The organism is Enterococcus sp. AZ067 (assembly GCF_051715005.1).
GTDB classification, from domain to species: domain Bacteria; phylum Bacillota; class Bacilli; order Lactobacillales; family Enterococcaceae; genus Enterococcus_D; species Enterococcus_D casseliflavus.
Genome location: NZ_JBIOSY010000001.1, coordinates 2,479,065 through 2,493,423, shown reverse-complemented (window position 1 = coordinate 2,493,423; position 14,359 = coordinate 2,479,065). Strand labels below are relative to the sequence as shown.

Annotated in this window: 12 protein-coding genes; 11 read left to right on the top strand and 1 reads right to left on the bottom strand. The window is 41.1% G+C overall.

The genetic code is table 11. From position 1 onward, the window contains the following. Positions 1–132: 132 nt before the first annotated feature. From IGI82_RS11760 to IGI82_RS11715, 10 genes are all read left to right on the top strand, one after another. Complete coding sequence (locus tag IGI82_RS11760; RefSeq protein WP_015510021.1) at positions 133–1,188, top strand: ABC transporter ATP-binding protein; 1,056 nt, start codon at positions 133–135, stop codon at positions 1,186–1,188. Positions 1,189–1,233: 45 nt separating this feature from the next. Beyond that, positions 1,234–2,043: an ABC transporter permease gene (locus IGI82_RS11755; protein ID WP_016610774.1), complete on the top strand. Its 810-nt coding sequence runs from the start codon at positions 1,234–1,236 to the stop codon at positions 2,041–2,043. 185 nt (positions 2,044–2,228) lie between these two features. Beyond that, positions 2,229–3,257 (top strand): LCP family glycopolymer transferase, encoded by a 1,029-nt coding sequence (locus tag IGI82_RS11750; protein WP_115232542.1) that lies wholly within the window; start codon positions 2,229–2,231, stop codon positions 3,255–3,257. 310 nt (positions 3,258–3,567) lie between these two features. Further along, a complete protein-coding gene (locus IGI82_RS11745; protein ID WP_005229581.1) occupies positions 3,568–5,688 on the top strand; it encodes a peptidoglycan D,D-transpeptidase FtsI family protein in 2,121 nt (706 codons plus the stop codon). A gap of 188 nt (positions 5,689–5,876) precedes the next feature. After that, on the top strand, positions 5,877–6,158 hold the full coding sequence (locus tag IGI82_RS11740) for a hypothetical protein (RefSeq protein ID WP_015510017.1): 282 nt from the start codon (positions 5,877–5,879) through the stop codon (positions 6,156–6,158). A 3-nt stretch (positions 6,159–6,161) separates the two neighbouring features. Further along, complete coding sequence (locus IGI82_RS11735; protein ID WP_115232541.1) at positions 6,162–8,198, top strand: cation:proton antiporter; 2,037 nt, start codon at positions 6,162–6,164, stop codon at positions 8,196–8,198. A 203-nt stretch (positions 8,199–8,401) separates the two neighbouring features. Further along, positions 8,402–10,309: an ABC-F family ATP-binding cassette domain-containing protein gene (locus tag IGI82_RS11730; protein WP_438842258.1), complete on the top strand. Its 1,908-nt coding sequence runs from the start codon at positions 8,402–8,404 to the stop codon at positions 10,307–10,309. A 16-nt stretch (positions 10,310–10,325) separates the two neighbouring features. After that, a complete protein-coding gene (locus IGI82_RS11725; RefSeq protein ID WP_074933007.1) occupies positions 10,326–11,273 on the top strand; it encodes a thymidylate synthase in 948 nt (315 codons plus the stop codon). 44 nt (positions 11,274–11,317) lie between these two features. After that, the gene (locus IGI82_RS11720; protein WP_438842257.1) at positions 11,318–12,064 is read left to right on the top strand and encodes a hypothetical protein; all 747 of its coding nucleotides are present in this window, start codon (positions 11,318–11,320) and stop codon (positions 12,062–12,064) included. A 5-nt stretch (positions 12,065–12,069) separates the two neighbouring features. Further along, complete coding sequence (locus IGI82_RS11715) at positions 12,070–12,558, top strand: dihydrofolate reductase (protein WP_005229592.1); 489 nt, start codon at positions 12,070–12,072, stop codon at positions 12,556–12,558. 63 nt (positions 12,559–12,621) lie between these two features. Here the strand turns inward: IGI82_RS11715 and trhA are convergent, their stop codons facing one another. Then, entirely contained in the window at positions 12,622–13,275 is a 654-nt protein-coding gene (trhA, locus tag IGI82_RS11710) for a PAQR family membrane homeostasis protein TrhA (RefSeq protein ID WP_005229593.1), read from the bottom strand. Positions 13,276–13,401: 126 nt separating this feature from the next. Here trhA and IGI82_RS11705 point away from each other — a divergent pair, with 126 nt between their 5' ends. Next, positions 13,402–14,244 (top strand): DegV family protein, encoded by an 843-nt coding sequence (locus IGI82_RS11705; RefSeq protein WP_026008095.1) that lies wholly within the window; start codon positions 13,402–13,404, stop codon positions 14,242–14,244. Positions 14,245–14,359: the final 115 nt, after the last annotated feature.

Here is a 14,359-nt window from a genome sequence, read left to right as displayed (position 1 = left end):
TTTTTTATTGAAACCAACTCCAAGAACTTAAGAATTTATTACTAGTTTTTCATTGATTATTTGTTCAGAACTCAAAATATGGTATGATGTTTTGTGAGTTGACTTGATCAATTAGAAATTCTATGAGAATGGATGAAGAAAGTGGAAAAAGAAATCAAAGTCCGTGCAACTTTAGTGACGAAAGAATACGACTTATATAAAAAGAAAGCTGATAAAGTAAAAGCGCTATTCAAGTTCTATCATCGCAATGTTCCCCGATTTTGGGCATTAAAAGGAGTCAGCTTCGATGTGAAAGCTGGTGAATCAGTGGGGATCATTGGGATCAATGGCTCTGGAAAATCAACTTTATCGAACGTAATCAGTGGCATCATTCCACCGACATCCGGTACGATGGAAGTAAATGGTGATACCTCAATCATCGCAATCGGTGCCGGGTTAAAATATCAGCTGACAGGGTTAGAAAATATTCGGCTTAAAGCATTGATGTCTGGAATGACTAATAAAGAAATTGATGAAAAAATGCCTGAGATCGTAGCCTTTGCTGATTTAGGTGACTTTATCAATCAACCCGTTAAAAGCTATTCCAGTGGGATGAAATCACGATTAGGCTTTGCTATTGCGGTTCATAATGATCCAGATATTTTAGTCATTGATGAGGCGTTATCTGTCGGAGACGAAACGTTTTATCAAAAATGTGTGGATAAGATCATGGAATTTAAAGAAGCAGGAAAAACGATCTTTTTTGTTAGTCATGCTTTAGGACAGGTAGAAAAACTTTGTGACCGAACGATTTGGATGCACTATGGTGATTTACGGATGTTTGGTCCTACTGAAGAAGTAATGGCTGAATACCGCAAATTTATCGATTGGTTCAAAAAACAACCAAAGAAAGAGCAAAAAGCCTATCAAGATAACTATAAAGAAGAACAAAAAGCATTTAACTTGGACAAACTAGCAGAAAAAAGCCGTGAAGATCATTTTTTGCAACAACAAAATCTTTCCGACCAAATGATTCAAAAAAACTTGAAGCGCACGCCATTAGGAGAAAAAATGAGCTGGCCGACAAAAGGGATCTTAGGTTTGGTCGTAGTCGCAACGATATTCTGTTCGCTGGTTTCTTTTAGTGGGCGTTCGATTACTTACGCAATTAAAAATCCTGTTGAAACGATTAGTCAAGTTTTCAAATAAAGAAGATGTTTCTTTGTTTAGTTCAAATAGAAAAGGAAGAAGTTTGTGAAAGAGATTGCTGCAGTTATAAAAGAACAATTTAAACATGCGGGAATTATATTCCGGATGTCTCGATACGAAGATAAGGCTACTTATCAGAGCCATTATTTGGGATTAGCTTGGCAAATATTAAACCCTGCGATTCAAATCGGTATTTATTATTTAGTTTTCGGATTAGGAGTGAACGGGAATAGAAAAGTTGATGGCGTTCCTTTTATTATTTGGATGCTGATTGGGATCACGGCATGGTTTTATATTAATGCATCTGTGTTAGGTGCCTCCAACAGTATTCATCGACAAGTAGGAATGGTAGCGAAAATGAAGTTCCCAGTAAGCATTTTACCATCGATCAATATTATAAGTAATCTTTCATCGTACATCCCTATGGTGGCAATAGTGATAGGTTCGTTATTCATAGCGGGTGTAACACCAAGCATCTATTGGTTACAATTTATTTATTACTTTCTTGCGATGGTCATCTTCTTATTTGCATTTGGCCTTTTGAATGCAACCATAACGGTACTGATTCGTGACTATCACATTTTTCTGCAGTCTGTTTTGAGATTATTATTTTATGTTTCTGGTCCAATATGGGATATTAATAATCGAAACATGCCTGTTTGGTTGATTAAAATCCTTCGCTTAAACCCATTTTACTATTTAATCGAAGGATTTCGGGATGCTTTCCTTTCTCGAGCATGGGTTTGGGAAAAAACGACCTACACACTTATATTCTGGTGTCTAACTTTGATGCTTCTTATTTTAGGAAGCCATTTGCATATGAAGTTCCGTGCTCGTTTTGTTGATTACATTTAAAAATGATGTTTTGACGTGTGCTCTCTAACTTAGAGAGCGCACTTTATTTGTTTGTAATTTTTTCTTTATTTCAAATAAGTTACGGAAGCGTTACGGATGAAAGTTATTCTTGATAGCGGTTGCTGAACGTTGTATTTTGTGGGAAAATTTACTCGATAAGTGATTTTTTATTGGCGAGGTGCAGGATGCGGAGTTATCAAAAAGTAATAGTCAGTATTTTAGTCGTGTTAGTAGTTGGAATCATTGGGTTAACGATTTATGGCATGCAGATCTATCAAGAGACGAATGCTACATTCAACCAAATCTCAAAGTCTGTTGATCGTAAAACAGACAAACGAGAAACAGCGATCAGCATTGAAGAGCGCGATCCATTTTCCATTCTGTTAATGGGGATTGATACAGGGGCGCTGGGACGAACCGAGCAAGGCCGTTCAGATAGCATGATGGTGGTAACAGTCAATCCTGAGAAAAAGCAGTCAACGATCGTTAGTCTTGACCGTGATATCTATACGCAAATCGTTGGCTTTAATACGATCGATAAGTTGAATCATGCCTATGCTTTCGGTGGTGAAGCGATGGCAATGGATTCAGTTGAAAATCTTTTAGACATTCCTATCGACCATTATGTGACGATCAATATGCAAGGGATGCGGGATTTGATTGATGCAGTAGGTGGTATCGAAGTGACAAATACCATCGATTTTACGTTAGAAGGTGTCCATGTCCCTAAAGGACAAATCACTTTAGATGGGAAAACAGGCTTGGCCTACGCAAGAATGCGTAAACAAGATCCAGAGGGAGATATAGGTCGACAAAGAAGGCAAAGAGAAGTGGTGACGAAAATCCTTCAAAAAGTCATGAGTTTGGAGGGAATAGGAAATTACCGCAACATCCTTAAAGCAGTTGAAAAAAATTCGAAGACGGATCTTACCTGGAATGACATGATGGATATCGGTACGAATTACATGCCAGCTTTTGCGACCATTGAGCAAGAGCAGCTGCAAGGGGAAGGACAACTGATTGGTGGAGTGTATTATCAGTTATTGGGGACGAATCAGTTGTTGCATACGCAAAATTTGTTAAAGGAGCAGTTGCAACTTCCGACGAACGAGGGGTTGACCCAAGGCGATGAATATACTAACGGATCGCCTAATTATCAGTTATACGACGACAGTTTGACCTTCTCAGAAGAAAATTCAACAACTGGGGAGTAGCTAGTTTCTTTAGAAGCCTAAAAAGCAGGGTGACCGAAAGTCCTCCTGCTTTTAGTTTTCCACAATAACATCAATCAATTTCTTGTTTCACGAAATCAACAAATGAAAAAACATAAGAAAGCTTAAAAAAACAATTTTTTCATGAAAGAGTGAAAATGAAACAATCTATCTGTGAAACATTCAGGCAGATATCGTTGAGTTTTTATAGTTTTTTCTAAGGATTAATGGATATTTTTTGTTTTTTCTGTTTCAGATCGAATTTTTTGGTAAAATAGGACAGTAGTCATTATAGATTGGAAGGATAGATGAGATGAAGAATTTGAAAGATAAAGTTGTCCAAGGGATACGTAAGGGGCCAGAAGAACCAAAGGCCAAATCGTATCGCAAATCTCATGTTCCATTTCGATTGAACTTTTTGTTTTTTATTATTTTTGCTTTGTTTGTATCATTGATTGTCCAATTAGGCTATCTACAGATCGTCAATGGCGACAATATTGAGCAGCAATTGAAAGCTTCATCTGTAGTGGAAGTAAAAGGAAGTGCCCCTCGGGGGATGATTTACGATGCTTCTGGGAAAGCTTTAGTGGAAAATCAAGCCAATGCAGCAATCACTTTTACCCGGGGAAACAAAATGACCGCTCAAGATCTTTTAGAAACAGCCAAAAAATTGAGCGAGTTGATCGAAATGCCAGTCGACAAAAACTTGTCTGATCGAGATCTTAAGGACTTTTGGTTGGCAGATGAAGACAATCTTGAAAAAGCAACTGAACGATTGAGTGATGAAGAGCGTTCTTTAGGTACTTCTGAACAATATACGGCAACCGTTGAGAAAGTGACCGAGGAAGAAATCAACTTCTCCGATGCCGAATTAGAAGCAGCCACGATTTTCAAGCGGATGAACAGCGCACAATCCTTGAGTACGGTCTTTATAAAGACGTCGGATGTGTCTGACCAAGAATTGGCAGTTGTTGCTGAAAACATGGTCGATTTACCAGGAATCTCCACCGGGACCGATTGGACACGAAAGATCGTTGAAGGGAGTTCTCTGGCTAGTTTGATCGGAACGGTGACTAGTGAAGAACAAGGAATACCTGAAGAAGTTCTAGACGAATTCTTAGAAAAAGGTTACGCACGTAATGATCGCGTTGGCCGTAGTTATTTGGAACAACAATATGAAGAAGTTTTACAAGGAACAAAATCCATCTCTGAAATATCGCTTGACAACAACAACAATATTGAAAGTCAAAAAGAAACCTTTGCAGGTGCAAAGGGGGATAATCTGGTTTTAACACTCGATGCTGAATTTCAAGCGAAAGTTGACAAGATTTTGCAAGACAATTTTCAAAAACTGATTGATTCTGGTGCTGCAGAGTATTCCCCAGGGGTATACGCAGTGGCGTTAAATCCGAAAACCGGCGGTGTCCTTTCCATGTCCGGGTATCATCATGACACGGGATCAAATGAAATGCAGGAAAATGCCATTGGTACCTTTATTAATTCCTTTGTACCAGGGTCCGTCGTCAAAGCAGGAACCTTGGCTGCCGGTTGGGAAAACGGCGTCTTAAACGGCAACGAAGTGCTGCTGGATCAACCAATCAGAATCGGCTCCGATGTAAAAGCTTCTATTTTCAACCCAACTGGGGCAAATAATCGCAATCTTTCTGCAGAGCAGTCGTTAGAAGTTTCTTCTAACTCCTATATGATGCAAGTCGCTTTACGTTTGATGGGCATCAATTATCAGTCAGGCATCTCGATTCCAACAGTGGATCGTCAAGGGGATGTCTACGAAAAACTCCGTTCCTCTTTTGCCTCTTTTGGTATGGGAACTGAAACAGGTATCGATTTACCAGGAGAAGCAACTGGTATCAGCACATCCATTGAGAACATGGACCCTGTCAGTGATGGCGGAAAGATCCTCGACTTGGCATTCGGCCAGTTTGATACTTATACGACACTGCAACTGGCACAATATGCAGCAACTGTTGCTAATGGTGGCAAAAGATTGCAGCCTCACATCGTTGACGGAATCTACGACAATGATGAAACAGGCGGACTAGGTTCGCTGATTGAGGACATCGAACCAACGGTATTGAACGAGGTTGGTTTATCAGATGCCCAAATGCAAATTATCCAAAATGGCTTTTACGATGCGGTTCATGGAACGGATGCTTGGGCAACTGCCAAAGGCTTGGCTTCGGCGAAAATGGAAGTCTCTGCCAAAACAGGTACTGCCGAAACACCCATCGTGGATAGTAATGGCAATACCATCAGCTTAGTTAACTTAAACATCGTTGCCTACGGGCCAAGCAGTGATGCGGATATTGCGATTGCGATCGTGATGCCTCAATTAAAAGGAGACACCGATACGCATCCCAATATTCAGATCGCGAAAGAGATCATGGATGCTTATTACGACTTGTATATGAAATAAACAAAAAATCGCAGTGAAAGCTGCGGTTTTTTTAGTTTATAAGAATGCGGATAGAAAACCATCTTTTAGTGAGAAAGACTTGCTATTTTTGAATGATTGGCTTAGAATACTAGCGGTCAAGAGATAATTTTGATTTATACGATAAATAAAAAGATAAACTGATAATAAAAGGGGCCCAAAGCACAATCATGAACAAGGAATGTTTAAGCAAACAAGAACTGATGAAACAGTTGGGACAATTTACACCAGCTGAAAAAAAAGAGATTCGTGAGTACTTGCAACGGAAAAATCCATTGCTTTTTCGTAAATTTGAGCGAATGAAACACGATCTTTACCGCTTGGAATCACGGCGTGTCCAATGCGAAATTGAAAATAACGAAAAGGAGTTAGGTCTTCTAAACGATAAGATCCTTTTGAAAAAAGAAGATTTTCTTGAGCTGTTATTAGCTATTCGAAAGAAAAGAGGGTAATGGATGGAATTTATTGAACTCGTCATTATCATTGCAATTCTCGTCACGTTATCAAATGTGGCGAGCAAAATATTACCCTCGGTACCGATCTTTTTTATTCAAATCATCTTAGGGATTTTACTAGGTTTAACAGAAATGGGACAGGAAATCGCTTTTGAACCGGAAATGTTTTTAGTAATGATCATTGGACCATTGCTGTTTCGTGAAGGAGAACGAGCAGATGTACCTGAAATCCTCAAAAACAGCAAGATCGTGTTGTTTTTGGCTTTTGGCGGCGTTTTAATGACACTGTTTGCTGTCGGCGGAACGCTCCATTGGTTGATGCCCACGATTCCTCTGGCTGCTTGTTTCGCTTTTGGTGCTGCGTTAGGACCAACTGATGCAGTGGCAGTCTCCTCATTAGCAAAACGTTTGAAAATTTCCAAAAACATTATGCACATTCTGGAAGGCGAGGGCTTACTGAACGATGCTTCAGGGGTTACCGCATTGCAGTTTGCTATCGTAGCTTTGACCACCGGGAGCTTTTCAGCAGCCAACGCAGGGTTCCAGCTCCTATTCTCTAGTATCGGCGGCGGGCTTGTCGGTTACTTGATCGTGTGGCTGAAACGTCGAATTTTGCGCTTTATTGAAAAAATCTCGGCACAAGATGTCACAGTATACTTATTGATCGAACTGCTCTTGCCATTTGCTGCCTATTTGCTGGCCGAAATGATCGGGGTCTCAGGGATCATTGCAGCCGTTGTGGCAGGTGTAGCCCAAGCCCAAAGAAAACGACGGATCTCGTTGTTTGATGCAGAGCTGGCGAACATTTCAGAAAGTACTTGGTCGACCATTGTCTTTACATTGAATGCATTGGTGTTTCTTTTTCTAGGAATCGAGTTGTCACAAGTATTTTCACCAATCTGGGAGAGCAATAATTATGCAAACTGGCATCTAGTGATTACGATTTTGGTGATCACGGCGGTGATCTTCCTTGTTCGTTTTCTCTTTTTGTTGTTTTACTATTGGTTTTTACAGTCAAAAAAACAAGTATCAATGAATCAAGTCGCCTTGTTGACTTTTGGCGGAGTCAAGGGAACAGTCAGTTTGGCAGCCATCTTTATTTTGCCTGTGATGGTGCATGATGCACCCTTTCATGAAAGAGGCTTGCTTCTGTTTTTGACCGCTTGTGTGATCTTACTGACATTGATCATCAGCGTGATGGTCTTGCCATACTTGGCAGATGGGGAAGCTGCCGAAAGCGTCGACTTCAATCACTTGCTGATCTTAGAAGACGTCATCGAACAATTGGAAGCAGAAGAAAAGCAAGAACTCTCGGATAAAGGCCGTTTAGCGGTCGATGCTGTCATCAATTCCTATGAAAATCGGCGCTGGGAGTTGTATCGCAATAGTTTGACTGATTCAGAAAAACAAGAAATCCAAGAAATTCAAGGATTGATCCTATCGATCGAACAAGACGGCTTGGATGAAGCTTATCGAAATGGGAAAGTCAGCTTAAATGGCTACCGTTTTTATTCACGGTTTATTTCTCAGCAACAGCATTCCCTCGCAAAACAAATTCTCTCATTCTTTAGTTTTTGGCTCTTCTTTATTCAGCGATTTATCCGTATTTTGATTCATCCTCGCTTGTTTTTACAGCGACAGCAGCAGCTAAAAGCTGCCTTGAAGCAACGAGACATTTCTGAAGTACAAAAAATTTACTTAAAGAACAGTGAATATATTTTTCATAGTTTGAGCAATTTAGAAGATGTCTATGATTCCTCGCTGATCAATTTTTTTATTCGTCAACGAGAAATGAGCATCAAACGATTTGAACACAGCAATTTCATTGAAACGATCATGATCGAGCAAGACCCGATTTTTGTTAAGAAAGTCCTTTGGGGCTATTACCTTGAGCGCAAAACGATCGATGAATATGAAGTGGCTGAGAAAATCTCAACGATTTCGGCAAATGAATACCGACGCAATGTCAATCTGTTAGAATCGTATGCGATGTCTCGAGCAGAAGAACAGCCGAAGCAGCGAATGTTTCGCCGATAATACGTCTCAAGAGGCGCACAACTTAAGGCACGTTTTATGGAGTGTCTTCGTCAGGTTATTCCTAAACGATGATCAACATCGATGATCCGAGGGAGTAGACTGACGAAGGCATTCTTTTTTTGCAAAAATTGATTTTTTTCTCTCATCGTTTCCGCTGATGAAATGTGGTACAATGAGCGAAGAAAAAACTCAGGAGGGATTCTGTGAAAGAATTAAAAGTAAGTGAATTAACCAAAACATATGGTGAAAAAACACTGTTTGATCAGCTTTCTTTTCTGATACATGAAAAAGATCGAATCGGTTTGATCGGTGTCAATGGCACGGGTAAATCGAGTTTGTTACGGATCTTGGCCGGTTTGGATCGCGGTGATGGCGATCGCCAAACGGTATTTGCCGCCCAAGATTATCGCATCGGTTTCTTGACTCAAGACAATCAGTTACGAGAAGAATTATCTGTTGTAGATGCTGTTTTTCAAGGCACCAGTCCGCTGATTCGCGTTGTTCGTGACTATGAAAAAGCGCTGATTGCCTTAGAGAATAATGGCTTGGATCAACAAACGCAACGGAATTATCAGTTGGCAGAAGAAGCGATGAATAAAGCCGATGCTTGGAATACAGATACAACTGCCAAGATCATTTTACAAAAACTTGGGATCAATGAGTTAGAAAAAAAGGTCAGTGAGTTATCTGGAGGTCAAAAGAAACGAGTGGCTATGGCTCAAGTATTGATCGATGAACCAGACTTGTTGTTATTGGATGAACCGACTAACCACTTAGATTATGATGCGATCCAATGGTTGGAAGGCTATCTAAAAAATTATCGGGGTGCATTATTGATGGTGACCCACGATCGCTACTTTTTGGATCGAGTCGTTAATCGGATCTTTGAATTGTCTTTTGGCAAGCTACATGAATATCAGGGCAATTACGAGACGTACCTTCATGCTCGAGCAGAAAGAGAACGTGTGGAGGAGACGCAAGAAGACAAGCGCAAGCAGTTGTACAAACATGAGTTGGCTTGGATTCGCACTGGAGCGAAGGCCCGTACAACGAAACAACAGGCACGGATCGATCGTTTCGATGATTTAAAAGAAAACCTACATCAAGTAAAACGAAACGGCGAAGTGGCCATTGATGTTGCTACGACACGCTTAGGCAAGCAAGTCTTAGAGCTAAAAGATGCGAGTTTCAAGATTGAAAACAAAACGATTTTGTCTCACTTTGATTTGTTGATTCAATCAAGAGAACGCTTAGGGATCACAGGAGAAAACGGTGCGGGCAAATCGACGTTGCTCAATATTTTAGCTGGTCGCCTGCCTTTAGAAGAAGGGGAGCGTACGATGGGCGTGACTGTGAAAATGGCTTATTATACGCAAACGATTGAAGCGATGAACCCTGATCAGCGAATGATTGCTTATTTGCAAGAAGCAGCCGAGGAAGTGCAAAAAGTGGATGGCTCCCAAGTCAGTGTCGCCGAAATGCTGGAACAGTTTTTATTTCCGCGATCCATGCATGGCACCAAGATCGGCAAGCTGTCTGGTGGGGAAAAACGACGACTATTTTTACTCAAGCTATTGATTGGACAGCCAAATGTTCTCTTGTTAGATGAACCGACCAACGATTTGGATATTGATACCTTGACGATTTTGGAAAGTTATTTGGAAACATTTCCAGGTGCAGTCATCACTGTTTCCCATGACCGCTACTTTTTAGATAAAGTTGCCCAAAAATTGCTGATCTTCGAAGGAAATGGCAGAATTACGTCCTACTTTGGTTCCATCAATGAATATCTAGCAGCCAATTCCAATAAAGCTAGTTCGAGTGTACTAGAGCCAAAAGAAACAAAAACCGATTCACTTTCTGCTGAAAGTGAGGCGTCTGCTGCAGCGCCTGTCAAAAAGAAATTGAGTTATATGGAACAAAAAGAGTGGGCGACGATTGAAGATGATATCGCGGCATTAGAAGAAAAAGCAGCCGCTTTGACCGAAGAAATGAATCATCAAGGCGCGGACTTTACTAAGCTGCAAAAATTACAGCAAGAAATCAGCGAGGTTGAAACGCAACTGGCAGAAAAAATGGATCGCTGGGAATATTTGAGCGAATTTGTATAGAGTAAAGGAGAGAACGATGGAACAAGCATATTTAGATCTAGGAAGAAAAATATTAGCAGAAGGCAATGATAAAAGTGATCGTACAGGAACGGGAACACGCAGTGTCTTTGGTCATCAAATGCGTTTTGATCTGTCCCAAGGCTTTCCTTTGCTGACAACAAAAAGAGTTCCTTTTGGCTTGATCAAGAGCGAATTATTGTGGTTTCTAAAGGGAGATACCAATATCCGCTACCTGCTGGAACATAATAACCACATTTGGGATGAATGGGCGTTTGAACGCTATATTAAAAGTGAGGCTTATACAGGTCCTGATATGACAGACTTTGGTCGCCGTTCATTAGTGGATGAAGCTTTCAATGAACAGTATCAACATGAGTTGAAACTATTTTGTGAAAAAATCTTAGCCGATGATGCTTTCGCTGAAACTTTCGGCGATTTGGGCCATGTATATGGGTATCAATGGCGCCATTGGGAAAAAAGTACCGGCGGGTTTATCGATCAAATCAAAGAAGTGATCGACATGATCAAAACGACGCCGGATTCTCGCCGTCTGATCGTCTCCGCATGGAATCCTGAAGATGTACCGACGATGGCGTTGCCACCTTGTCACACAATGTTTCAATTTTATGTTCATGAGGGTCGCTTAAGCTGTCAGCTGTATCAACGCAGTGCCGATGTCTTTTTAGGCGTTCCCTTCAATATTGCTAGTTATGCGCTATTAACGCACCTGATTGCTCATGAAACTGGACTAGAAGTCGGGGATTTTGTCCATACATTAGGCGATGCTCATCTGTACAGCAATCATATGGAACAAATGAAGGAACAGTTGACTCGTTCGGTACGTCCGGCGCCAACCTTACAGTTAAATCCTGAAAAACAGTCGATTTTTGATTTTGAAATGGAAGATATTACCTTGGCAGGGTATGATCCGCATCCAACGATCAAAGCACCGATAGCAGTTTAAGTGGTTGTTTGGGTTTCATTTCATAAAGAAAGGAATGAGGCGTAATGGTAAATACCCACAAGCGAGGCTTTGCGGCGACCTTTCATCAGAGACATGCTGGATCGATTACTGCAGCGCTCATTGAGCAAGTCATCGATTTCTTGCATCAGCACTATGATGCAGTTTGGCTATCCGTATCCGAAGAAACAGTGCCAGAGCTAAAGGAAGCCATTCGATCAAATCAGCAGTGTACTGCCATTTTTATACCAGCAAAAGGAGCAGCGGATGCTCGCAGAAGGCTTGTTTTTGCTGCCCAGCACCACCTGCCAGCTTTGGATTCGCTGCATATTTGTGATTTTGATCGCGTGGTGACGTGGATGAAGACCTATCCCGAAGAACTAGTGGCAATAAGCAAAAAGCTTTTATCTGCGAATACGTATTGTATCCTAGGACGAACTGCAAGGGCGTTTGCGAGTCATCCGCAAACGTGGCAAAGAACGGAGCGCTTGATCAACGAGATCGCTGCTGACTTCTTTCAAATAGAAGAAGTTGATATCGCAGCTGGCAGTGCTCTCTTTCCAATCTCCCTGATACCGACCTTACTGAAAAACAACAACGCGCATTTAAACGATGGGGAATGGCCGCGAAATGTCCAAAGAAGCGGCGGCACAATTGTTTACCAAGCCTGTGATGGCTTGCGCTTTGAGGAGCGCAACAAAGATCCATTTGAGCATGAATCAGCTTTTCAGCTGATGCAGCGGCTGCAGGTTGCTGCTATTATTTCGGAATCATTTTATACAGAAGGGATGTAATTTTTATGTTGATCGCACTTTGGGCACAAGATCAAAAAGGGTTGATCGGAGCGGATGGTACACTGCCGTGGCATTTGCCGAATGATTTGAAATTTTTTAAAGAGCAAACCATCAATAATACGATTATAATGGGACGCAAAACCTTTGAAGGCATGGGAAAAAGATTACTGCCACAGCGTACGACGATCGTTTTGACGAGTGATCGGGATTATCAAGCCAACGGCGCCTTAGTGATGCATGACCGTGAGGAAATTTTGGCGTATGTGAAGCAGCAAGAGCATCCCGTTTTTTTAACTGGTGGAGCAGGTGTTTTTGAAGCGATGATTGACGATTGCGATCAATTGTACCGTACAGTGATCGCTGCGGAATTTAACGGAGATGTGTATTTCCCAGAGATTGATTGGACGCAATGGAAACTTGATCATGTGATTGATGGGATCGTCGATGAAAAGAACCATTATCCCCATCAATTTGAATTTTATCGTAGAAAATAAAAGAACAGGAAGCTTTCTGCAGCGAAAGTTTCCTGTTCTTTTTTTATAAGCAGTGCTTCATTTTTAGGTATACAACAAGACGGAAAAGTACATCAGTCCAGCACCTAACATAACGAATAAGTGCCAAACCACATGCATGAACCGAACGGATTTTAAACTATAGAATAGCGCACCTACAGTATAAGAAACACCACCGCTTGCTAGTAAAAATGTTCCCCAGTAGCCTAAATGTTCGATCAGAGGTTTAAAGGCAATAACACATAACCAGCCCATGATGATGTAGATCAGGGTGGAGATTTTTGAGACGGTCTCTTTTTTATGAAGAGTCAGTGACTTATAAACGATGCCGCTAATTGCTAGTAGCCAAATCAAGACAAAGAGTGACCAGCCAAGCCAGCCTTGGATACTAAGCAAGCAAAAAGGTGTATAACTTCCAGCGATCAGCAAGAAAATGGAGGCATGATCAAAGACTTGGAAGACCTTTTTTGCTTTGGTAAAAATCAAACTGTGAAATAAGGTAGAAAAGAGGAAGAGCAAAATCATCATCGACCCATAAATGGCATAGGAAACGATGTGGATAGGTGACCCTAGATTTGCCCCCTTGATTAAGAGGATGACCAGTCCTGCGATACTCAGTCCTAATCCGATCCCGTGGGTTACTGCATTTAATACTTCATTGACGATCAAATATCTGCGACTAAACTTCATGTGCTGCATTCGGCACCGTCCTTTCGAATCGAAATTAGATGAAAAAAAATTTTCTCTCTGTTATACTTAGTATAAATGGTCTGTGGTTATTTTACCACGAAAAAAGACTTGATTTAAAGAGAGAGTGAATATATGATGGCAAATCTTAAAATTGTGACAGATTCTTCCAGTACGATGGAACCAAGTGTCCGTGATGCTTTGGCTATCCATGTCGTGCCTTTATCTGTAATGATCGATGGTGTCGTTTATCCAGATGATGAAACGCTGCCGGGAGAAAAATTTATGCAAATGATGGCGCAAGCCAAAGAATTACCTAAAACTAGTCAGCCGCCGATTGGTCATTTTGTAGAACTGTATGACGAATTAGGCAAAGATGGCAGTGAAATACTATCGATCCATATGACCAAAGGTCTTAGTGGAACTGTGGAAGCGGCTCGTCAAGCCAGTCATTTATCAAAAGCCAAAGTCACCGTGATCGATAGCGACACGACAGACCAAGCGTTGGCTTTTCAAGTGATTCGGGCAGCAGAATTGGCTAAAGCCGGTAAGACACTAGAAGAAGTTTTACCAGAAGTGGATCTGGTGCGTGAGCATACGAAATTATTTATCGGCGTTTCAACGTTAGAAAACTTAGTAAAAGGTGGGCGCATCAGTCGTGCCAAAGGTCTTTTATCGAGCTTACTGAACATGAAAGTGATCATGGATTTTGATCATTCAGAACTGATTCCAGTCGTCAAAGGACGCGGCGTCAAGACGTTCAATAAATGGTTTGAGGAATTAAAAGCAGAATTGAAGAATATGCCAAAAGTGACGAAAATTGGTATTTCTCATGCAGAAGGGTTAGAAATCACGGAACGTTTCCAAAAAGAACTAGCAGAATTGTTTCCTGACTTGGAGATCCCATTGCTTCACACAACACCGATCATCGCTACTCATACAGGTAGAGGTGCGTTTGCGATCACTTACAGTACGGAATAAAAAAGGTGCTTCCTTTCAGCGATTCGTTTGACGACGAATCGCTTTTTGGTGTATGAAAAGCTGAAAGGAAGAAAAAGCAGAATGAAGCTGCGATTCTTTGTCTATTCAGAGAGTA